18 protein-coding genes and 1 tRNA gene are annotated in these 20526 nt (G+C 71.6%); 4 read left to right on the forward strand and 15 right to left on the reverse strand.

Going from position 1 to position 20526, the window contains the following annotated elements; genetic code table 11:
* Window positions 1–8 precede the first annotated feature (8 nt).
* Both OHS17_RS08040 and OHS17_RS08045 read left to right on the forward strand, forming a co-directional pair.
* A tRNA-Leu gene (locus OHS17_RS08040) sits at window positions 9–83 on the forward strand.
* A gap of 109 nt (window positions 84–192) precedes the next feature.
* Window positions 193–975 carry a transcriptional regulator gene (locus OHS17_RS08045; RefSeq protein ID WP_330311606.1) on the forward strand — a complete coding sequence of 261 codons (783 nt, stop codon included), beginning with the start codon at window positions 193–195 and terminating at the stop codon, window positions 973–975.
* A gap of 7 nt (window positions 976–982) precedes the next feature.
* Here the strand turns inward: OHS17_RS08045 and pyk are convergent, their stop codons facing one another.
* Window positions 983–2416 carry a pyruvate kinase gene (gene pyk / locus OHS17_RS08050; protein ID WP_330311607.1) on the reverse strand — a complete coding sequence of 478 codons (1434 nt, stop codon included), beginning with the start codon at window positions 2414–2416 and terminating at the stop codon, window positions 983–985.
* 146 nt (window positions 2417–2562) lie between these two features.
* Complete coding sequence (locus OHS17_RS08055; RefSeq protein WP_330311608.1) at window positions 2563–3264, reverse strand: SIMPL domain-containing protein; 702 nt, start codon at window positions 3262–3264, stop codon at window positions 2563–2565.
* Between the two features lie 192 nt (window positions 3265–3456).
* Between OHS17_RS08055 and OHS17_RS08060 the strand changes: the two genes are divergently transcribed.
* A complete protein-coding gene (locus OHS17_RS08060; protein ID WP_330315186.1) occupies window positions 3457–5268 on the forward strand; it encodes a bifunctional metallophosphatase/5'-nucleotidase in 1812 nt (603 codons plus the stop codon).
* Window positions 5269–5339: 71 nt separating this feature from the next.
* On the opposite strand, the gene OHS17_RS08065 is transcribed toward OHS17_RS08060, so the two are convergent.
* From OHS17_RS08065 to pepN, 3 genes are all read right to left on the reverse strand, one after another.
* Complete coding sequence (locus tag OHS17_RS08065; protein ID WP_330311609.1) at window positions 5340–6743, reverse strand: lysine N(6)-hydroxylase/L-ornithine N(5)-oxygenase family protein; 1404 nt, start codon at window positions 6741–6743, stop codon at window positions 5340–5342.
* Entirely contained in the window at window positions 6740–8143 is a 1404-nt protein-coding gene (locus OHS17_RS08070; RefSeq protein WP_330311610.1) for a pyridoxal phosphate-dependent decarboxylase family protein, read from the reverse strand. Before OHS17_RS08070 ends, OHS17_RS08065 begins: the two co-directional genes overlap by 4 nt.
* 397 nt (window positions 8144–8540) lie before the next feature.
* Window positions 8541–11042, reverse strand: coding sequence for an aminopeptidase N (pepN, locus tag OHS17_RS08075; RefSeq protein WP_330311611.1), 2502 nt, complete (start codon window positions 11040–11042; stop codon window positions 8541–8543).
* 127 nt (window positions 11043–11169) lie between these two features.
* Here pepN and OHS17_RS08080 point away from each other — a divergent pair, with 127 nt between their 5' ends.
* Window positions 11170–11682: a MarR family winged helix-turn-helix transcriptional regulator gene (locus OHS17_RS08080; RefSeq protein WP_330315187.1), complete on the forward strand. Its 513-nt coding sequence runs from the start codon at window positions 11170–11172 to the stop codon at window positions 11680–11682.
* An 86-nt stretch (window positions 11683–11768) separates the two neighbouring features.
* Here the strand turns inward: OHS17_RS08080 and OHS17_RS08085 are convergent, their stop codons facing one another.
* The 10 genes from OHS17_RS08085 to OHS17_RS08130 all read right to left on the reverse strand — a co-directional run bounded on the left by OHS17_RS08085 (window position 11769) and on the right by OHS17_RS08130 (window position 20513).
* A complete protein-coding gene (locus OHS17_RS08085) occupies window positions 11769–12812 on the reverse strand; it encodes an aromatic ring-hydroxylating dioxygenase subunit alpha (protein WP_330311612.1) in 1044 nt (347 codons plus the stop codon).
* A gap of 7 nt (window positions 12813–12819) precedes the next feature.
* Entirely contained in the window at window positions 12820–13041 is a 222-nt protein-coding gene (locus OHS17_RS08090; RefSeq protein ID WP_018104535.1) for a recombinase-like helix-turn-helix domain-containing protein, read from the reverse strand.
* A gap of 20 nt (window positions 13042–13061) precedes the next feature.
* A complete protein-coding gene (locus tag OHS17_RS08095; protein ID WP_330311613.1) occupies window positions 13062–14018 on the reverse strand; it encodes a PDR/VanB family oxidoreductase in 957 nt (318 codons plus the stop codon).
* Window positions 14015–15691: a thiamine pyrophosphate-binding protein gene (locus OHS17_RS08100; RefSeq protein ID WP_330311614.1), complete on the reverse strand. Its 1677-nt coding sequence runs from the start codon at window positions 15689–15691 to the stop codon at window positions 14015–14017. The genes OHS17_RS08095 and OHS17_RS08100 overlap by 4 nt, the downstream gene beginning before the upstream one ends.
* Before the next feature lie 34 nt (window positions 15692–15725).
* Window positions 15726–16520, reverse strand: a complete 795-nt coding sequence (locus OHS17_RS08105; protein ID WP_330311615.1) for an SDR family oxidoreductase — start codon at window positions 16518–16520, stop codon at window positions 15726–15728.
* Window positions 16521–16609: 89 nt separating this feature from the next.
* Entirely contained in the window at window positions 16610–17368 is a 759-nt protein-coding gene (locus OHS17_RS08110; RefSeq protein WP_330311616.1) for an SDR family oxidoreductase, read from the reverse strand.
* On the reverse strand, window positions 17368–17889 hold the full coding sequence (locus OHS17_RS08115) for a cupin domain-containing protein (RefSeq protein ID WP_018104530.1): 522 nt from the start codon (window positions 17887–17889) through the stop codon (window positions 17368–17370). Before OHS17_RS08115 ends, OHS17_RS08110 begins: the two co-directional genes overlap by 1 nt.
* Before the next feature lie 40 nt (window positions 17890–17929).
* Window positions 17930–18733, reverse strand: coding sequence for an alpha/beta fold hydrolase (locus tag OHS17_RS08120; protein ID WP_330311617.1), 804 nt, complete (start codon window positions 18731–18733; stop codon window positions 17930–17932).
* A complete protein-coding gene (locus OHS17_RS08125; protein ID WP_330311618.1) occupies window positions 18730–19569 on the reverse strand; it encodes an aspartate dehydrogenase domain-containing protein in 840 nt (279 codons plus the stop codon). Before OHS17_RS08125 ends, OHS17_RS08120 begins: the two co-directional genes overlap by 4 nt.
* Window positions 19566–20513, reverse strand: a complete 948-nt coding sequence (locus OHS17_RS08130) for a VOC family protein (RefSeq protein ID WP_330311619.1) — start codon at window positions 20511–20513, stop codon at window positions 19566–19568. Before OHS17_RS08130 ends, OHS17_RS08125 begins: the two co-directional genes overlap by 4 nt.
* Between the last annotated feature and the right edge of the window lie 13 nt (window positions 20514–20526).

The raw sequence follows: 20526 nt of genomic DNA on the forward strand, positions 1-20526 counted from the left end.
TTCTGTCAGCCCCGGTAGCCCAATTGGCAGCAGGCGATGGATTCAAAACCCATACAGTGTCGGTTCGAATCCGACCCGGGGCACTTTTCCTTCGATTCCAAGGCCGCAGGGAAACGCCACTGATGCACACCATCGTGTGATTGCACCGTCGTTTCTCCCTCAGAGCATTGCGCTCCGACCAGGCTCGTCCATGTGTACGACCTGGAAACACGTAAGCACGCGCTTTCGCTCCTCGATCAGGGCCTCAGCCAGAACGCTGTGAGCAAGCAGACCGGTATTTCGCGGGCAGCGATACGCTCCTGGCTCACACGCATCGAGTCGCTGCCTCGCATCCTGGGGCACACCGAATGCCCCCGCTGTGCGCCTCTGCCGTTGCCACTCGATGACCCTGCCAACTACGCGTATCTGCTGGGCCTGTACTTGGGCGACGGCTGTATCAGCGCGCACCCACGGGGACGCGGCTACTACTTGCGCATTGCCTGCGCCGATGCATGGCCGGGTCTCATCGAAGAATGCCGCCATGCTGTCGCGGCCATCCATCCGTCCGGCTCCGTGTATCTCGCGCAGAAGCAGGGGTGCGTCGCAGTGACCAGCTACAGCAGGCACTGGCCCTGCCTGTTCCCGCAGCATGGTCCCGGCAAGAAGCATGACCGCACCATCGCTCTGGCCCAGTGGCAGCAGAAGATCGTGGATGCACACCCCTGGGAGTTCATCCGCGGCCTCATCCACTCCGACGGCTGCCGCATCACCAACTGGGCCACCCGCCTCGTCGGAGGCGAGCGAAAGCGCTACGAGTACCCGCGCTATTTCTTCAGCAACAAGTCGGACGACATCCGCAAGCTCTTCAGCGACACACTCACCGCCGTAGGCGTCGAGTGGACCACGCTCGCCCGGCGCAGCGAGCCGTTCAACATCTCCGTCGCCCGACGGGCGTCCGTCGCTCTCATGGACGCTCACGTCGGGCCGAAATACTGAGCCGCCCCTACTTCGGGCTGTCGTCCTCGCCGATGTGGTGCACGCGCACCAGATTCGTGGAGCCCGCGACACCCGGCGGGGAGCCGGCCGTGATGACCACGACGTCGCCCTTCTGGCAGCGGCCGATCTTCAGGAGCTCCTCGTCGACCTGGGCGACCATCGCGTCCGTGGAGTCCACGTGCGGGCCCAGGAACGTTTCGACGCCCCAGGTCAGGTTGAGCTGCGAACGCGTCGCCGGGTCCGGGGTGAAGGCCAGAAGCGGGATCGGGGAGCGGTAACGCGACAACCGCTTCACCGTGTCGCCGCTCTGCGTGAAGGCCACCAGGAACTTCGCGCCGAGGAAGTCGCCCATCTCCGCCGCCGCGCGGGCCACCGCGCCGCCCTGGGTGCGGGGCTTGTTGCGTTCCGTCAGCGGCGGGAGCCCCTTCGCGAGGATGTCCTCCTCGGCCGCCTCCACGATGCGGGCCATCGTGCGGACCGTCTCGATCGCGTACTTGCCGACGCTGGTCTCGCCGGAGAGCATCACCGCGTCCGTGCCGTCGATGATCGCGTTCGCGACGTCGGACGCCTCGGCGCGGGTGGGCCGGGAGTTGTCGATCATCGAGTCGAGCATCTGCGTCGCCACGATGACCGGCTTCGCGTTCCGCTTGGCGAGCTTGATCGCGCGCTTCTGGACGATCGGCACCTGCTCCAGCGGCATCTCGACGCCCAGGTCGCCGCGGGCGACCATGATGCCGTCGAACGCGGCGACGATGTCCTCGATGTTCTCGACGGCCTGCGGCTTCTCGACCTTGGCGATGACGGGGAGGCGGCGGCCCTCCTCGTCCATGACACGGTGGACGTCCTCGATGTCGCGGCCGCTGCGGACGAAGGAGAGGGCGATGATGTCGGCGCCCGTGCGGATGGCCCAGCGCAGGTCCTCGATGTCCTTCTCGGAGAGCGCGGGGACGGAGACGGCGACACCGGGGAGGTTGAGGCCCTTGTGGTCGGAGACCATGCCGCCCTCGACCACGGTGGTGCGGACGCGGGGGCCGTCGACCTCGATGACCTCCAGGGTGACGCGGCCGTCGTCGATCAGGATGCGCTCACCGGGGGTGACGTCCGCGGCGAGGCCGTCGTAGGTCGTGCCGCAGCCGTTGCGGTCGCCCTCCATCGGTTCGACGGTGATGGTGAAGTCGTCGCCGCGTTCAAGGAGTACGGGTCCTTCGCGGAAGCGTCCCAGGCGGATCTTCGGGCCTTGAAGGTCGGCGAGGACGCCGACGCTGCGGTGCGCCTCGTCGGACGCTTTGCGCACGCGGTGATACCGCTCTTCGTGTTCGGCGTAACTGCCGTGGCTGAGGTTGAGGCGGGCGACGTCCATTCCCGCCTCTACCAGGGCCTTGATCTGGTCGTATGAGTCGGTTGCGGGTCCCAGGGTGCAAACGATTTTGGCTCGGCGCATGGTTCGAGCCTAGACCTTACCTATGGGTAGGTAATTGGCTCTGTATGACTGTCCAACCACCTTTGCATGAAGGGTTATTGACAAGTGTTGAATTGTGCGGCGGCGTGCTCGGATGAGCACGCGCCGGTGTCCCCGTGGACGGCGATTCAGAGTTTCGGCGGGGTCATGGTGAAGCGGGCGTTCACCTGCGCGTACACGGTCTGCCGCTGCGGTTCGAGGTCGATGGCGGGCGGGCCTCCGGCGGCGGCGCCGGGCGCCTGGGGCGGGGCGCCGTAGCCGCCGGTCCTGGCGAACGCGACCGGCGGGGCGGCGTTCTCCGCGCCTATGTCGGCGAGTTCGACCAGGGCGGCGAGCTCCGCGCCGAGCGCTCCGGCGTACTCGCGGGCGCGCTGGACGGCTTCGCGGACGGCCTGGCGGCGGGCCTCGCCGTGCGCGGGCGAGGTGGGGCGCAGGGCCCACCAGGGCCCGTTGACCTGGGTCATTTCCAGGTCGCCGACGCGGGTGATGAATTCGCCGAGTGCGGTGAAGTCGTTGAGGACGGCGGTGATGTAGACGCGTCCGTGGTAGGCGCGGATCTTCTCGTCGCGGCCGCGCTGAACGAGTTCGGGGTGGATGGAGAGCGCGCCGGTCTCGATCTTCTCGATGGCGTCGCCGTAGGTGCGGGCGAGTTCGAGGACGGTGGCGTTGCGCCGGGTGAGGTCTTCGAGAGCGGCGCGGCGGTCCTTGCCGCGGGCGGTGACGGTGAGGGAGAGGCGGGCGATCTCGGGGTCGACTTCGAGGCGGGCTTCGCCTCGGACGGCGATGCGGGGCTGGTCGGGGGTGCCGAAGGGCTGCGCGGGCTCGGTCATGGGTCCACTGTGGCATCCGGGTGTGACAGTCGGGGTGTTCGCGGGTGGACGCCGTCCTGTCGATGTGTGGTCATGGAACGGAAACCTGCCGGGGGTGTTGCCGGAGGTGGTGCGTGGGTGATTATCTACGCGCGTTGTTGGACGGCGTACGACAGAACTTCGCACCAAGTGAACCGAAATGTGGGAGACGAGATGCCGCTGAACCGAAGGACGTTCCTGGGGACATCGGCCGCGGCCGGCGCGGGTGCGGTGGTGGTGGGCGGCGGCGCGTCGCCCGCCCAGGCGCACGGGCGCGGGCACGGTCATGGTCACGGGCGTCCGCAGAAGCGGTACTCGTTCACCGTGATGGGGACGACGGATCTGCACGGGAACGTCTTCAACTGGGACTACTTCACGGATGCCGAGTTCGATGACAAGGACCACAACGACGTCGGTCTGGCGAAGATCTCGACGCTGGTGGAGCAGGTGCGTCGTGAGAAGGGCCGTCACAACACCCTGATGATCGACGCGGGTGACACGATCCAGGGCACGCAGCTCTCGTACTACTACGCGAAGATCGACCCGATCACGGCGAAGCGTGGTCCGGTGCATCCGATGGCGCAGGCGATGAACGCGATCGGCTATGACGCGGCGGCGCTGGGGAACCACGAGTTCAACTACGGGATTCCGGTGCTGCGGAAGTTCGAGGAGCAGTGTGACTTTCCGCTGCTCGGGGCGAACGCGCTGGACGCGAAGACGCTGCGGCCGGCGTTCGCGCCGTATGTGATCAAGAAGCTGCGGACGCCGCACGGGCGTGATGTGAAGGTGGCGGTTCTGGGGCTGACGAACCCGGGGATCGCGATCTGGGACAAGGCGAACGTGAGCGGGAAGATGGTGTTCCCGGGTCTGGAGGAGCAGGCGGCTAAGTATGTGCCGCGGCTGCGTTCGATGGGCGCGGATGTGGTGATCGTGTCGGCGCATTCGGGGAACAGCGGGACGTCGTCGTACGGGGACCAGATTCCGTATGTGGAGAACGCGGCGGGTCTGGTGGCGGAGCAGGTGCCGGGGATCGACGCGATTCTGGTGGGTCACGCGCATCTGGAGATTCCCGAGTACTTCGTGGAGAACAAGGAGACCGGGAAGAAGGTCGTGCTCTCGGAGCCGTTGAAGTGGGGGCAGCGGCTGACGCTGTTCGACTTCGAGGTGGTGTGGGAGAAGGGCCGCTGGGTGGTGGAGAAGGCCGGTTCGCGGGTGCTGAACTCGAACACGGCGGCGGAGGACCGGAAGATCACGCGGCTGCTGGCGGACGAGCACAAGAAGGTGGTGGCGTACGTCAATCAGGTGATCGGTACGGCGGCGTCGGAGATGACCACGGCGGAGGCGGCGTGGAAGGACGAGCCGATCATCGATCTGATCAACGTCGTGCAGGCGGAGACGGTGAAGGCGGCGCTGGCGGGTGGTGAGTACGCGGAGCTTCCGGTGCTGTCGCAGGCGTCGTGCTTCTCGCGTACGGCGCGGATTCCGGCCGGGAACGTGACCATCAAGGACGCGGCGGGTCTGTATCCGTTCGAGAACACGCTGGAGGCGCGTCTGGTGACGGGTGCGCAGATTCTGGAGTACCTGGAGTTCTCGGCGAAGTACTACGTGCAGACGGCGGCGGGTGCTCCGGTGGATCCGGAGAAGCTGACGAATGCGGACAGCACGCCGGACTACAACTACGACGCGGTGTCGGGTCTGACGTATGAGATCGATATCGCGAAGCCGGTGGGTTCGCGGATCACGGGTCTGTCGTTCGAGGGGAAGCCGATCGATCCGAAGGCGCAGTTCGTGCTGGCGGTGAACAACTACCGGGCGAGCGGTGGGGGCAATTTCCCGCATGTTCCGGCGGCGAGGCAGCTGTGGGCGAACTCGGAGGAGATCCGGAACACGATCATCGCCTGGGTGCAGGCGAAGGGTTCGGTGGATCCGGCGAAGTTCGCTTCGGTGGACTGGAAGCTGACGCGGGACGGGGTGCCGGTGTTCTAGGCGCGGGTTCGGCGAGGGCGGTCGTTCCGCCTCCCCTTTTTTCGGGGAGGTGGGGCGGCCGCCCTTTTTTGTCAGGGGTGGGCAAGGGGGACGAGGGTGGGTTGCTGGGTGGGGATGGCGGGCTGGGTGAGGCCGAAGGTGGTGAAGGCGGTGCGCTTGGGGAGGGGGTACGGGGTGGTGCCGGTGAGGTCGTTGAGGATGGTGGCGCTGCGCCAGGCGGCGAGGCCGAGGTCGGGGGCGCCGACGCCGTGGGTGTGGCGTTCGGCGTTCTGTACGTAGATGTGGCCGGTGACGGCGGGGCCGAGGTCGAGGCGGTGGTGGGCGTCGACGCGGGGGCGGCCGGCGGTGTCGCGGCGGAGGTGGGGGGCGAGGTGGTGGAGGAGGGTGTCGAGGGGGCGTTCGCGGTAGCCGGTGGCGAGGACGACGGCGTCGGTGGTGAGGCGGGTGCGGGTGGATTGCTGGGTGTGTTCGAGGTGGAGTTCGACGCGGGTGTTGGCGACGCGTCCGGCGGTGCGGACGCTGACGCCGGGGGTGAGGGTGGCGTCGGGCCAGCCGCCGTGGAGGGTGCGGCGGTAGAGCTCGTCGTGGATGGCGGCGATGGTGTCGTGGTCGATGCCTTTGTGGAGTTGCCATTGCTGGGGGACGAGGGTGTCGCGGACGGTTTCGGGGAGGGCGTGGAAGTAGCGGGTGTAGTCGGGGGTGAAGTGTTCGAGGCCGAGTTTCGAGTACTCCATGGGTGCGAAGGCGGGGGTGCGGGCGAGCCAGTGGAGGCCTTCGCTGCCGGTGGGGCGGGCGCGGAGGAGGTCGAGGAAGATCTCGGCGCCGGACTGTCCCGAGCCGATGACGGTGATGTGGCGGGCCTGGAGGAGGCGGTCGCGGTGGTGGAGGTAGTCGGCGGAGTGGATGACGGGGGCGTTGCCGGTGTCGGTGAGGGGTTTGAGGGGTTCGGGGATGTGGGGTTCGGTGCCGATGCCGAGGGCGATGTGGCGGGTGTGGGTGCGGCCGAGTGATTCGGCTTCGCCGTGGGCGTCGAGTTGGGTGTGGTCGACGTCGAAGCGGGCGTTCTGGGGGTCCCAGCGGATGGCGTCGACCTGGTGGCCGAAGTGGAGGCCGGGGAGTTGTGTGCTGACCCAGCGGCAGTAGGCGTCGTATTCGGCGCGGTGGATGTGGAAGCGCTCGGCGAAGTAGAAGGGGTAGAGGCGGTCCTGGGTGCGTTGGTAGTTGAGGAAGCTCCAGGGGCTGGTGGGGTCGGCGAGGGTGACGAGGTCGGCGAGGAAGGGGACTTGGAGGGTGGCGCCTTCGATGAGGAGTCCGGGGTGCCAGTGGAAGGCGGGGCGCTGTTCGTAGAAGGCGGTGGTGAGGGGGGTGGGGAGGCCGTGGGCGAGGGCGGCGAGGGAGAGGTTGAAGGGGCCGATGCCGATGCCGACGAGGTCGTGGGTGCGGAGGGGGTCGGGGGTGGCCGGGGCGGCGGTCATCGGAGGGTGCTGCCTTCCTTGAGTTCGGCGGTGAGGTGGGTGACGAGGGCGAGGAGGCGTTGGAGGTCGTCGGGGGTGGTGTGGGGGTTGAGGAGGGTGGCTTTGAACCAGAGGCGGCCGTGGGTGTGGGTGCGGCCGAGTACGGCGTGGCCGCGGGTGAGGAGGGTGCGGCGGACGGTGGCGACGGTGTGGTCGGCGGCGTCGGTGGGGCGGAAGAGGACGGTGCTGATGGTGGGGCGGTGGTGGAGTTCGAGGCCGGGGGTGGTGGTGATGAGGTCGGCGAGGGTGTGGGCGGCGGCGCAGGTGCGGTCGATGAGGTCGGCGAGTCCGGTGCGGCCGAGGGCGCGGAGGGTGACGGCGATCTTGAGGACGTCGGGGCGGCGGGTGGTGCGCAGGGAGCGGCCGAGGAGGTCGGGGAGGCCGGCTTCGGTGTCGTCGTCGGCGTTGAGGTAGGGGGCTTGGTGGTGGAGGGCGTGGAGGTGGTGGCGGTCGGGGACGGCGAGGATGCCGGCTGAGGCGGGCTGCCAGCCGAGTTTGTGGAGGTCGAGGGTGACGCTGTCGGCGCGGTCGAGGCCGTCGAGGAGGGGGCGGTGGGTGGGGCTGAAGAGGAGGGGTCCGCCGTAGGCCGCGTCGATGTGGAGTTCGGCGCCGTGGTGGGCGCAGAGGTCGGCGATGTCGGTGAGGGGGTCGATCTGGCCGGTGTCGGTGGTGCCGGCGGTGGCGGTGACGAGGAGGGGGCCCTGTCCGTGGTTGCGGGCGAGGGTGTCGTGGAGGGCGTGGAGGTCGATGGTGCCGGTGGGGGCGGGCACGGTGAGGGGTTCGGGGAGGCCGAGGAGCCAGGCGGCGCGGGTGAAGCTGTGGTGGGCGTTGGTGCCGGTGAGGGTCTGGACGGGGCCGTGGCGTTCGCGGGCGAGGAGGAGGCCGAGTTGGTTGGCCTCGGTGCCGCCGGTGGTGATGAGGGCGTCGGGTGCGGGGTGGCCGGGGTAGACCTCGGCGGCGAGTGCGGCGGTGGTGTCGGCTTCGAGGGTGGAGGCGGCGGGGGCCTGGTCCCAGGAGTCCATGGAGGGGTTGAGGGCGGAGGCGGCGAGGTCGGCGGCGGCCGCGAGGGCGAGGGGCGGGGTGTGGAGGTGGGCGGCGCAGAGGGGGTCGGCGGGGTCGGCGGCGCCTTCGGTGAGGGCTTGGACGAGGGTGGCGAGGGCGTCGTGGGCGCCGGTGCCCTGGTCCGGGATGAGGGGGGTGAGGGCGGTGCGGGTGCGGGGGGTGACGGTGTCGGGTCCGCCTGCGGGGAGGGGGCCGTCGCGGCGTCGGGCGCCTTCGGTGAGGGCGGTGAGGACGGTGTCGAGGAGGGGGCGCAGGGCGTCGGGTCCGGTGGTGGACCCGGCGAGGGGCGGTACGGGCATGGGTGGGGGGTCCTTCGGGCGCGCGGGGACGGGGCGGGCATGGTCGTGTCCGGAAAGTCCCGTCGTACGCCCGGAGGGCGTGGCCTGCGGCGTCTGGTGCGTGCTCTCGGCGTGCCGGCCGACATCCCTCGTACTGGACGTACTTGGGATTTCGGCCGGTGCGGCGAGAGTGCGTGCCAGGCGTCGCGGGCCAGGCGGGACTTTCCGGACACGGCCATAGGTGTGCGTGCCAGCTTGTCCGGGTTTCGGGGGGCGCGGCCGGGGACCGGGTGATCTGAACTCGAAAGGGTGGTGCGGTGGGGATCGGGGCGCGGTGTCGGGGGCCGGGGTGGTATGGCCGTGCCCGGCGCGCTCCTCGGGGTGAGGGGCGGGCCGGGCACGGGTGGTGCGGGTGGGGTCAGTGGGCGTTGCGTACGTTCAGGGCGCGGCGCAGGTCGTCGATCTGGTCGATGAGCTTCCGGCGGAGGGCCGGGATGAGGGCGGGGTCGGCCAGGGCCTCCTCGCCGGTGCGGAGGCTGTCGGCGTCGACGGCGTGGGCGGGGAAGGCGTAGCGCCCGGCGGCTTCGGCGATGGCGGCGCCCCGGCGGGCGGCGAGCTGGGCGGCCTCGGGGTAGAAGCGGGGCACGTATGCCCGTACGAGGTCGGTCTGTTCGGGTTGCCAGAAGCCCTGGGCGGTGGCCGTGAAGAGGTAGTTGGAGAGGGTGTCGTCGTGGAACATCGCGTCCCAGGCGGCGGCCTTGGCCTCGGGGGTGGGGAGGGCGGCGCGGCAGCGGGCGGCGCCTTCCTGGCCGGTGGCGCTGGGGTCGTCCTCGAGGGCGGCGTCGATGGCGGCGGCGTCGGTGGCGCCGAGGACGGCGAGGCGGGTGAGGATGCGCCAGCGCAGTTCGGGGTCGAGTTCGGGCCCGCCGGGGACGGTGTCGTCGGCGAGCCAGCCCTGGATGGCGTCGGGCTGGGTGGCGGCGTCGATGAGGTGGCGGACGGCGGTGAGGCGCAGTCCGGGGTGGGTGCCGTCCTCGGTGCGGCGGATGAGGTCGCGGCAGAGGGAGGTGATCGTGGCGAGGGCGGCGGGCCGGTCCTCGGGGGCGGTGTAGCGGCCGGCGACCTGGGTGTCCGCGAAGGCCAGGACGCCTTGGAGGAGGGCGAGGTCGGTCTCGTACGGGAGGTGGGCGCGGGCGGCTTCGAGGTAGGTGCTGGGGGCGAGGTCGCCGTCGCGGACCATGTCGCGGGCGGCGTTCCAGACGACGGCGCGGGTGAGGGCGTCGGGGATGCCGGAGAGGCTGTCCAGGACGGTGTTCCAGGAGTGCGGGTCGAGCCGGATCTTGGCGTAGGTGAGGTCTTCGTCGTTGGGGACGACGAGGGCGGGGCGGCGGCCGGGGCGGGTGACGGGGGCTTCCTCGGGGATGCCGGTCTCGAAGCGTTCGCGCAGGACGAGCGGGGTGGGCCCGTGCTGGGTGTCGAGGCTGTGGTCGTAGACGCCGACGCTGATGCGGTGGGGGCGGGTGCCCCGGTGGCCGACGGTGAGCGACCAGGTGGTGTCGGCTTCGGTGGTGTGCGCGGCGAGGGTGTCGACGCCGGTGGTACGGAGCCATTGTTCGGCCCAGGCGTGGACGTCCCGGTCGGTGGCCGAGGCGAGGTTGTCGATGAAGTCGGCGAGGGTGGCGTTGCCGAACTTGTGGCGGGCGAAGTGGGTGTTGATGCCCGCGAGGAAGTCCTTCTCGCCGAGCCAGGCGACGAGCTGGCGCAGGGCGGAGGCGCCCTTGGCGTAGGAGATGCCGTCGAAGTTGAGGAGCGCGGAGGCGGTGTCGGGGACGTCGGCCGGGTCGGGGGCGACGGGGTGGGTGGAGGGGCGCTGGTCGGCGTCGTATCCCCAGCCCTTGCGGGCGACGCCGAAGTCGACCCAGGTGTCGGTGAACCGGGTGGCTTCGGCGAGGGTCTGGTAGCCCATGTACTCGGCGAAGGACTCGTTGAGCCAGATGTCGTCCCACCAGGCGAGGGTGACGAGGTCGCCGAACCACATGTGGGCCATCTCGTGGGCGATGACCATGCCGCGGGTCTGGCGTTCGGTGTCGGTGACGGCGGAGCGGTAGATGAACTCGTCGCGGAAGGTGACGAGTCCGGGGTTCTCCATGGCGCCGGCGTTGAACTCGGGGACGAACGCCTGGTCGTACGAGTCGAAGGGGTACGGCTCGGTGAACTTCTCCTGGAACCGGTCGAAGCAGGCCCGGGTGATGTCGAGGATCTCCTCGGCGTCGGCGTCGAGGTGGGGGGCGAGGGAGCGGCGGCAGTGGATACCGAAGGACAGTCCGGCGTGCTCGGTGGTCACGGAGTGCCAGGGGCCGGCGGCGACGGCGACGAGGTAGGTGGAGAGCGGCGGGGTGGGGGCGATGGTCCAGCGGCCGTCTCCGGTGTGCTCGGTGACGCCGTTGCCGAGGACGGTCCAGCCTTCGGGGGCGGTGACGGTGAGGGCGAAGACCGCCTTGAGGTCGGGCTGGTCGAAGGCGGCGAAGACGCGCTGGACGTCCTCCATGAAGAGCTGGGTGTAGACGTATGTCTCGTTGTCGCTGGGGTCGGTGAAGCGGTGCATGCCCTCGCCGGTGCGGGAGTAGCGCATGGCGGCGTCGACGCGGATCTCGTGCGGTCCTTCGGTGAGGCCGGTGAGGGGGTACCGGTTCCCGGTGAGGTCCGCGGGGTCCAGCGGCTGTCCGTCGAGGCTGATGGAGCGCAGGGTGGCGGGCTTGAGCTCGATGAAGGTGTCACCGGCCGCGCGGGCGGTGAACTCGATCACGGCACGGGAGTCGAAGGTCTCCTCCCCCGCGGTGAGATCGAGTTCGATCGTGTATCGCTGTACGTCGAGGATCTGGGCTCGGGCCTGCGCTTCATCGCGCGTCAGTACGGACATGGGGACATGCTGCCGTATCGCCCGGGCGGCGCGCAGGCGGGTTCCGCTGGGGGCGGACGGCCGCCCGGGGTCATTTGAGGGCTAAGATTCTTAGCCCATGGTGTACCTGCACGGAGGTGTGGCCGGGATGGCGGAGCGGGCGGACGCGGTGGCGTCGATCGTGGCGGACTGGCGGCGGGAGCGGCCGGAGCTGGACACGGCTCCGCTGGAGGTCTTCGGCCGGCTGCACCGGGCGTTCCTGCGGTACAGCACGGCGATCTCGCGGCCCGTGGAGCGCAGGGGTCTGTCGATGGCCGGGTTCGACGTGCTGACGGCGTTGCGCAGGGCGGGGGCGCCGTTCCGGCGCACGGCGGGTGAGCTGGCGGATTCGGGGCTGATCAGCTCGGCGGGCGTGACGCTGCGGATAGACCGGCTGGAGAAGGACGGGCTGATCCGGCGGGAGCGTGATCCGCAGGACCGGCGGGTGGTGCACTCGCGGCTGACGGACGAGGGGTTGTCGCTGATCGACGCGCTGTTCTCGGAGCATCTGGAGAACGAGCGGCGGATGCTGGCGGGGCTGTCGGAGGCGGAGTGCGTGGAGCTTGCGCGGTTGCTGGGGAAGCTGGAGCGGTCGGTGCTTTCCGCGGAGGGCGGGGAGTAGGGGCTCCGCGGGGCACCGGGATCCCGGTGCGGGGATGTCCTCAATCGCCGGACGGGCTTGGGGTGGCCGGCGATTGAGGACGTTGTTCAGGCCGTCGCCGCCTGAGACTCCGCCTCCGTGCGGTACATGCGGCGGACGCGGACCACGCCCAGGTCGTGCTGGTAGAGGTTCTCCGCCTGGTCGGCGTCGGCGCGCAGGTCCTCCAGCATGACGCGGTCCTGTTCGAGGACCTCCCAGTGGCGGTCCTCCAGGAGCGTCTTGTAGAGGAAGCGCCAGGTGTCGCGCTGCCAGTCGGTGACCTTGCGGTAGCGCCAGAAGAAGACGGCGCAGCGGTCCTCGTCGATGGGGGTGGCCATGCCGACGATGCCGAAGGGTCCGCCGGGGCCCGCGGTCGGCGGGTAGGGGATGGTGAGGTCGACCCAGTCGACGCCGGTGCGGCAGAGCTCGACCCAGTCGAAGTTGACCCCGCTCTGGTCGGTCTTCTCGAAGAAGAAGCCGCGTTCGGTCTCGCGGATGCGGAAGCGGGCGGTGGTCTGGCCCTCGGCCATGCTGTGCGAGTCGCGGTGGAGGAACGAGCCGTGCATGGGGTCGAGCAGGTTCTCCACGGCGTAGCGCCAGTTGACGTTCCACTCGGCGTAGCAGAGGAACGCCGAGGTGCCGGGGTCGGTGAGGGGTTCGGGCAGGGTGAGCGGGACGGGTTCGGCGTGGGCGTGGTCGCCGAAGTAGGCGAGGACCGCGCCGCCGGTCTCGATGAGGTGGGGGGCGGCGACGAGCTGCTTGCCCTCCAGGTTGCAGCCGGGGAGGCCGGGGACGGCGGCGACGGTGCCGGTGCCGTCGACCTGGACGCCGTGGTACCAGCAGGCGATGCGGTCGCCGAGGTGTTTGCCGAGGGAGAGGCGGGCGCCGCGGTGGGGGCAGCGGTCCTCCAGCATGTGGAGGGTGCCGTCGGCGCGGCGGAAGAGGAGCCATTCCTCGCCGAGGAGGGTGAGCCGTTTCATGCCGCCCGCGGGCACGAAGTCCGAGGGGCAGACGGCGTACCACTGGTTGCGGATGCCGGTGGCGAAGAGGCGGTCGGCGGTGCGGTCGCCGGGGCGGGCGACCTCGGAGGGGCGGGTGGTGGCGGTGGTCATGGCTGTCTCACGCTCCCAGTCGGCGCATCTCGGCGCGGAAGGTGTCCTCGGTCCAGGGGCTGCCGTCGGGGGCGGGCAGGTCGCGGGCGTTGAGTCCGGCGACGAGTCCGGGCAGGTCGTGGGCCCCGCCGCCGAAGACCTCCTCGATCACGGCGGCGAGCTTCTTCTCGTACGGGGTGGGCTCGGCGGTGCGGGCCTGGTGCGGGTCGAGGTACTGCGGGCCGGTCATGTCGGCTCCCTTCGGGCGGGTCAGAGGTCGAGTACGAGGCGGGGGGTGCGGGAGCGGGAGACGCAGAGCATCATCGAGGCGCCGGCCGCGCGTTCGCCCTCGCTGAGGAGGAAGTCACGGTGGTCGGGGGTGCCTTCGAGGACCTTGGTCTCGCAGGTGCCGCAGATGCCGTCGCGGCAGGAGGAGGCGACGGGGATCCCGGCGTTCTCCAGGGCGGCGAGGGCGGAGGTGCCGGGGGCGACCTCGACGGTGCGGCCGGTGCGGGAGCAGACGAGGTCGAAGCCGGTGTCCTCGCCGTCGCGGGGTGCGGCGGCGGGTGCGGCGAAGCGTTCGGTACGGGCGTCGGGGCAGCGTTCCTCGACGGCGGCGAGCAGGGGTTCGGGGCCGCAGCAGTAGACCTGGGTGCCGGGTGCGAGGCCGTCGAGCAGGGTGTCCAGGTCGGGGTGGCCCTGTTCGTCCTGGGGGATGAACTCGACGCTGCCACCAGGCTGTCCGGCGAGCGCGGTGAGTTCGGCGGTGAAGGCCATGGAGGCGCGGGTGCGGCCGCCGTGGACGAGCCGCCAGGGGGTGCGGGTGCGGGTGGCCTCGCGGGCCATGGCCAGGAGCGGGGTGATGCCGATGCCGCCGGCGACGAAGAGGTAGCCGGGGGCGTCGGGGTCGAGCGCGAAGTGGTTGCGGGGGCCCTGGACGTGGACGGTCCGGCCGGGGCGGAGTTCGCTGTGGATGTGGGCGGAGCCGCCGCGGGACGCGGGTTCGCGCAGGACGCCGATGCGCCAGCGGGTGGTGTCGCCGGGGTCGGAGCACAGCGAGTACTGGCGGACGTGACCGCCGGTGTGGACGTCGATGTGGGCGCCGGGCCGCCAGGCGGGGAGGGGCTTGCCGTCGGGGTGGGTGAGTTCGATGCTCAGGACTCCGTCGGCCTCCCACGTCATGCGGTGGACGAGCAGGTCGAGCCGGGGCTCCTCGGCGGGTGTCATGACGGGTTGCCTCCTTCTGCGGGGGTGTCGGTGGCGGCGGCGGGAAGTTTGACGGGCGGGGTGAACGGGGTGTTCATCGGGCCGAGTGCGGTGAGGTCGATCTCCACGAGGGTGGGACCCGGGGTCGTGGTGGCTTCCTTGATGACGGGTCCGGCGTCGGCCTCGGCGGCGATCCGGGCGTACGGGAGGCCGGTGGCGGCGGCGAGGAGGGCGAAGTCGGGGGTGGCGAGGTCGACGCCGGAGCGGCGGGGGAAGTGGTTGTCCTGCATGTTGCGCAGGACGCCGTAGCCGCCGTCGTTGAAGACGAGGAGGGTGAGGTCGGGCTTCTCCTGGGCGAGGGTGAGGAGTTCGCCGAGGTGGACGGCGAGGCCGCCGTCGCCGGCGATGACGACGGTGGGGGTGCCGGGGCGGCCGAGGGCGGCGCCGATGCCCATGGCGAGCCCCTGGCCGATGCCGCCGCCGCGCGGGAAGACGTTGGTGGCCGGGTCGGTGATCTCCAGGAGCCGGTTTCCCCAGGTGGAGGACGGGATGGTGACGTCCCGGGCGATGACGGACCCGGGCGGGCAGGCGTCGCGTATCGCGTCGTTGATCGCGGCCTGCGGGCCGATGGCGTGGCGCTGCGCGGCACGGGCGGCGGTACGGGCCTCGCGTACGCGGCCGGGCCAGCTCTTCTCCGTACTGCCGCTGGTGACGCGGCCGAGGAGGGCGGCGAGTACGGCGGAGGCGTCGCCGTGGAGGGCGACGGTCGCCGGGTAGACGCGGGCCAGGGCGGCCGGGTCCAGGTCGATCTGGAGGTGCGTGGCGGGGAGTTCGAGGGCGTAGTCGGCGGTCTCGTTGGAGCGGAAGTGGGTGCCGATGGTGAGCAGCACGTCGGCTTCGGCGAGCAGGGCGCGGCCGGCCGGGGCGGTGGCGTAGTTGCCGAGGACCCGCTCGTCGGACTCGGGGACCGCGCCGCGCCCGGAGTTGGAGGTGACGAGCCCGGCGTTCAGGGCGTCGAGGAGGGCCGCGACCTCGGGGCGGGCGGTGTTGGCGCCGCCGCCGGCCCAGAGGAGGGGGCGGCGGGCGGCGGACAGCAGGGCGGCCGCCTCGTCCAGGAGCGCCGCGTCGGGCAGGGCGGGGGCGGCGGGCGCGGGGACGGGGACGGGGGTGCCGGTGAGCCGCTGGGGGGCGAACTGGAGGTCGATGGGCCACTCGACGCTGACCGGGCCGTGCGGGGCGGTCAGGGCGCGGGCGGCGGCCTCGCGCAGGAGGTCCCCGGCGCTCTCGGCGTCGGTGACGGTGACGGCGTGCGCGGAGACCGCGCGGAGCATGCCGAGCTGGTCCTTGGTCTCGTGGATGAAGCCGCGCCCGGAGCCGAGGTACGCGCTGTCGATCTGCCCGGTGACATGGAGGACGGGGGTGCCGGAGCTGAGGGACTCGATGAGGGAACCGGCCGCGTTGCCCGCCCCCGTACCGGTGCTGGTGAGGGCGCAGCCGAGCCGGCCGGTGGCGCGGGCGTAGCCGTCGGCGGCGTTGACCGCGGCGGCCTCGTGGCGGACCGGGACGAAGCGCAGGTCGCGGTCGACGGCTTCGACGAGCGGCAGGTTGTGCACGCTGACGATGCCGAACACCGTGTCGACGCCCAGTCCTCGTAGCGTCTCGACGAGCAGGTCGCCGCCGTTGGGTCGGGTCATGTCGGGTGCTCCTGGTGAGGGGTGGCGGATGGGGTTACGCGACGGCGCGGTTGACGCCGCCGCAGACGTCGACGGTGGTGCCGGTGATGTACGAGGCGCGGGGTGAGAGGAGGGTGGTGACGGCGTACGCGACTTCGTCGGCGTTGCCGAGGCGGCCGAGGGCGATGCCGCGGTCGGCGGCGAGTTCCGCCTGCCAGGCGGGGTAGTCCAGCGGGGAGCCGGAGGCGGCGTACCGGCGTTCCCACTGCCCGGTGTCGATGAGGCCGAGGCAGACGGAGTTGACGCGGATGCCGTCGGGGGCCAGTTCCTTGGACAGCGAGGTGGAGAGGTTGAGGATGCCGGCGCGGGCGGCGCTGGTGGTCATCAGCCGGGTCTCGGGCTGTTTGGCGAGGACCGCGTTGATGTTGACGACGGAGGCGCCGCGGGCGGCGCCGGAGGCGCGGAGGTGGGGCAGGGCGGCGTTCAGCGGGTTGAGGACGCCGAAGAACTTGAGCTCCAGTTCCTCGCGCCAGTCGGCGGCGGTGGTCTCGGCGAAGGGTTTCATCCGGGAGGCGCCGGCGTTGTTGACGAGGCCGTCGAGTCCGCCGAGGTGGTCGGCGGCGGCGTCGGTGAAGGCGCGTACGGCGGCCTCGTCGGTGACGTCGCAGGGGGCGTGGTACAGCGTGTCGGGTCCGGCGAGGCCGTCGAGGGCGGCGGCGAGGGTGTCGGGGCGGCGGCCGCAGGTGGCGACGCGGGCGCCCTCCGCGAGGAGCGCGCGGACGGTGGCGAGTCCGACGCCGGAGCTGCCGCCGGTGACGAGGAGGCGGTGGCCTTTCAGCTGGAGGTCCATGGGTGCGGGCTCCTTGCGGGTGGTGCGGGCGGTGGGGCGGTGTCCTCAATCGCCGGACGGGCTTGAGATGGGCGCGGCTGTCCGCAGGGCTACTGCATCGTGAAGCCGCCGTTCACGGCGAACGTCTGACCGGTGATGTAGCCGGATTCCTCGCCGATGAGGAAGGCGATGAGGCCGACCAGGTCGGACGGTTGCTGGGGGCGGGAGATCGCCCGGTTCAGCCGGTACAGCTCGTGGCGTTCGGCGGGGATGTCCACGGCGGACTCCCCCTCCGTGAGGCCGGGCGCCACCGCGTTGACGGTGATGCCGTGGTCGCCGGTCTCGCGGGCCATCGCCCGGGTCAGGGAGATCACGGCGCCTTTGGACGCGATGTAGTGGGCGAGCCGGGGTGATCCGTAGAGCGCGGCGTCCGAGGCGAGGTTGACGATGCGTCCGGCGCCGTGGTCCCGCATGAGCGGGAGGAGGGCGCGGGCGACGAGCCACGGCCCGCGCGCGTTGACCGTCATGATGCGGTCCCACGCCTCGACGTCGATCTCGTGGAACGGCTTGCCGCCCACCGCGTTGGCCAGTCCGGCGTTGTTGACCAGCCCGTACAGCCGGCTGCCGTCGCGGGCGAGGGTGTCGGCGAGGGCGGCGACGGAGTCCGGGTCGGCGACGTCGAGCGGGTGGTAGTCCGCGGTGATGCCGTCGGCGCGCAGGGTCCCGGCCGCCTGCCGGCCGGTGGCCTCGTCCAGTTCGGCGATGACGACGCGGTGTCCGTCGCCGCCGAGCCGGCGGGCCGCGGCCAGTCCGAGGCCGCGGCCGGCGCCGGTGACGACGACCGTGCGGGGGGTGTCGTCGGCGGCCATCAGTCGCGGGTGACGCCGTGCATCGGCGAGTGCTCGGGGTAGGTCGGCACCTGCGGCTTCTGCGTGCCGATGATGACGCAGAACAGGGCGTCGGTGTCGCCCTCGTTCTTCAGGGAGCGGGCCACTCCGGCGGGGACGACGATCATGTCCCGGTAGCCGAGGGTGCGGTATTCGGTCTCGTCGGCGCCCCGGTGGATGCCGACCCTGACCTGCCCCTCCAGGACGAAGAACGCCTCCTCCACGTCGTGGTGGGTGTGCTCGGGGCCCTCGGCGCCCGGCGGGAGCAGCATGTTGGAGAGGGTGAAGCCGCCCGAGGGCAGGATGCGGTTGTCGCCCTCGTGGTTGCCGGTGGCGCCGGAGCCGACGTACCGGATCTGGGCGCGGCGGTACTGGGCGCCGGCCTTCTCCTGGAAGGAGAGGGTGTTCCAGTCGGGTTCGCGGGAGTCCTTGGTGGCGATGAGGGAGTCGGTGAACTTCGCGAGGTCGCCGTTGTTCTCGTACGGGGTCTTGTCGATGGGCACGGGGTGCTCCTCGTGTGTCGGGGTGGGTGGGGGTGCGTCGTTACGCGGGTACGCGGGCGACGACGTGGAGGTGGGCGCGGACCCAGGCGTTGAACGCCTCGGGGCGTTCCTGGTTGGCGAGGTGTCCGGCGCCGGAGAGGGTGACGTAGACGGATTTCGCCAGGCCCCCGGCGATGGCCTGGGACTCGTCGGTGCCGGTGACCGTGTCCTGTTCACCGCAGAGCACGAGGGCCGGGGCGGTGATGGCGGGCAGGTCGTCGGTGAGGTCGGCGTCCGCCATGGCCTCGGCGGCGTAGCCGTAGCCGGGGCTGCGAACGGAGCCGGCCATGGTGGCGACGACGCGGGCGACGAGGTCGGGGGACGCGCCGTCCGAGACGAGCCGGGGCCCCCGGGCGGCGGCGAACGCCTCGGGCCCCTGGGCGGCGAGCTGTCCGGCGCGCCCGCGCATGGCCTTCGCCTTGTCCGGGTCGGTGCCGGACCCCCGGCTGGAGTCGGCGACGATCAGGGAGGCGACGAGGTCGGGGTGGCGGGTGGCGAGGCGCAGGGCGATGACGCCGCCCCAGGAGACGCCGAGGACGTGGGCGGGGCCGCCGCGTTCGCGGATGAGGGCGGCGGCGGTGTCGGCGTAGCCGTCGAGGCCGGGGGCGTGGTCCGGGTCGGCGGAGTCCGCGTAGCCGGGGGCGTCCCAGGCGACGACCCGTACCTGGTCGGCGAGGCCGTCGAGCTGGGGGGTGAAGGCGGCGGAGGAGGAGCCGATGCCGTGGAGGCAGAGCAGGAGCGGGGCGTCGGGGTCGCCGGCCTCGCGGGTGTGGACGGCCCCGGCGGTGAGCGTCGGGGCGGTCACAGGATCTGCCCCGCCCGTCCGACGACGGCGCCGAGGCTGCGGAGCACGGCGTGCGGGACGACCTGGCTGGTGGCGGGGTTGGCGGCGTCGGGCCGGTGGGCGACCTCGAAGCGGTAGCTGCCGTGCGGGCCCGCCGCCTCGATGACGTGCCGGGTGAGGGTGGCGGCCGGGTCCGCGACGACGACGACCTCGACCAGGTCCGGGTCGCCGGTGGCGAGGGCGACCGAGGCGGCGACGTTGGTCGACTTGGGGAACTTCACCGGGACGTCGCGGGCGGTGCCGCGCATCACCTCGACGGGTTCGGTGGTGGTGCGCAGCCGGTCCGTCAGCTCCTCGTCCATCCAGGGCTGGTGGAGGGTGGCGGGGAGCTTGGTGGTGGTGAGGGTGACGGAGGTGAGGGGGCCGAGTCCGCGCACGGCCTGGAGGAGGTCGAGCCCGCCGACGGCGCCCCCGGTGAAGTAGACGCGGCCGGGTCCGGCGGCGCGCAGCCGGGCGGTGAGCTCGGGGTCGACCAGGGCGCCGGTGGAGGCGATGAGGAGGTCGGCGCCGCTGGTGAGGACGCGCTCGGCCCATTCCCGTACGACGGCCTGGCCGGCGGCCTCGACCACGAGGTCGCAGACGGCGAGGGCGTCCTCGAAGGACAGCTGGGGTGCGGGGGCGTCCACGAGGGGCCGGTTGTCGATGACGCAGGTGAGTTCGGCGCCGGGGATCCGGCCCTCGGCGAGGGCGGTGCCGACGACGCGTCCGATGGCGCCCCAGCCGACGAGGCCGACGCGGCGCACGGTGGGGCCGGGGCGGGCGGGGGTGTCCGGGCGGGGGGTGAGGACGGCGGTCATGCGGTCACCTCTGCCGGTGTGGTGGCGAGGGGGCCGGGGTCGGGGGTGCCTGCCATGTGGCGGCGGATGGCGGGGGACGGGGGTCCGGCGGTGCCCCAGAGGTCGGAGAGGTCGGGGGTGCGGCGCCAGACCTTGGCGATCCAGGCGTCCTCCACGATCTGGGCGACCTCGGAGGTGTATTCGCAGACGAGTCCGGCCGGGTCGGTGAAGTAGGAGAAGGTGTTGTTGCCGGGGCCGTGCCGGCCGGGGCCCCACTGGGGGGTGATGCCGTGGTGGCGGAGCCGGCCTAGGCCGCGCATGAAGTGGTCGACGGACGGCATCTCGTAGGCGACGTGGTTGAGGGAGGCCCACTCGGCCTGGTTGAAAGCGATGCAGTGGTGGTCGGCGTTGCAGCGCAGGAAGGCCATCTGGTGCTCGGACCAGTCGGAGACGCGGAGTCCGAGCACGGAGGTGTAGAAGGCGACGGCGGCGTCGATGTCCGTGGTGTTGAGGACGGTGTGGGTGACGCCGACGGGGACGGCGCCGTCCCGGCCGCGCGGGGTGACCGCGTGGGTCTGGGCGCTGAGTTCGATCAGCCGGCCCTCGGGGTCGGTGAAGCGGAGTCCGTAGCCGCCGCCGACCTGGTCGAGCGGGCCGGGTCCGGCGGCGGGGACGATGCCGCGGGCGAGGAGGCGGCGGGCGGCCTCGTCGATCTCGGCGGGGGTGGCGACGGCGAAGCTGATGCGGCCGAGGCCGTTGCGCTCGGCGCGGGTGAGGTGCAGGACGTGGTGTTCCTCGCCGGTGCCGCGCAGCCAGGTGGCGTCGGTGTCGCGTTCGACGGGTTCCAGGCCCCAGACCTCGGCGTAGAAGTCGGCGGACTCGGTGAGGGCGGGCGTGTGGAGTTCGACGGAGCGCAGGGCGCGGAGCCGGGCGATCGGCCGGTCGTGGGGGTGGTCGTGGGGCATGGTGTCCTCCCGC

It is taken from the genome of Streptomyces sp. NBC_00523 (genome assembly GCF_036346615.1).
Lineage (GTDB): Bacteria > Actinomycetota > Actinomycetes > Streptomycetales > Streptomycetaceae > Streptomyces.

Bases quoted from the DNA above. Each gene is read 5' to 3' on its own strand.
- pyk (WP_330311607.1), bottom strand. From the start codon at position 2,416: ATGCGCCGAGCCAAAATCGTTTGCACCCTGGGACCCGCAACCGACTCA.
- OHS17_RS08055 (WP_330311608.1), bottom strand. From the start codon at position 3,264: ATGACCGAGCCCGCGCAGCCCTTCGGCACCCCCGACCAGCCCCGCATC.
- OHS17_RS08060 (WP_330315186.1), top strand. From the start codon at position 3,457: ATGCCGCTGAACCGAAGGACGTTCCTGGGGACATCGGCCGCGGCCGGC.
- OHS17_RS08065 (WP_330311609.1), bottom strand. From the start codon at position 6,743: ATGACCGCCGCCCCGGCCACCCCCGACCCCCTCCGCACCCACGACCTC.
- OHS17_RS08070 (WP_330311610.1), bottom strand. From the start codon at position 8,143: ATGCCCGTACCGCCCCTCGCCGGGTCCACCACCGGACCCGACGCCCTG.
- pepN (WP_330311611.1), bottom strand. From the start codon at position 11,042: ATGTCCGTACTGACGCGCGATGAAGCGCAGGCCCGAGCCCAGATCCTC.
- OHS17_RS08080 (WP_330315187.1), top strand. From the start codon at position 11,170: ATGGCGGAGCGGGCGGACGCGGTGGCGTCGATCGTGGCGGACTGGCGG.
- OHS17_RS08085 (WP_330311612.1), bottom strand. From the start codon at position 12,812: ATGACCACCGCCACCACCCGCCCCTCCGAGGTCGCCCGCCCCGGCGAC.
- OHS17_RS08090 (WP_018104535.1), bottom strand. From the start codon at position 13,041: ATGACCGGCCCGCAGTACCTCGACCCGCACCAGGCCCGCACCGCCGAG.
- OHS17_RS08095 (WP_330311613.1), bottom strand. From the start codon at position 14,018: ATGACACCCGCCGAGGAGCCCCGGCTCGACCTGCTCGTCCACCGCATG.
- OHS17_RS08100 (WP_330311614.1), bottom strand. From the start codon at position 15,691: ATGACCCGACCCAACGGCGGCGACCTGCTCGTCGAGACGCTACGAGGA.
- OHS17_RS08105 (WP_330311615.1), bottom strand. From the start codon at position 16,520: ATGGACCTCCAGCTGAAAGGCCACCGCCTCCTCGTCACCGGCGGCAGC.
- OHS17_RS08110 (WP_330311616.1), bottom strand. From the start codon at position 17,368: ATGGCCGCCGACGACACCCCCCGCACGGTCGTCGTCACCGGCGCCGGC.
- OHS17_RS08125 (WP_330311618.1), bottom strand. From the start codon at position 19,569: ATGACCGCCGTCCTCACCCCCCGCCCGGACACCCCCGCCCGCCCCGGC.
- OHS17_RS08130 (WP_330311619.1), bottom strand. From the start codon at position 20,513: ATGCCCCACGACCACCCCCACGACCGGCCGATCGCCCGGCTCCGCGCC.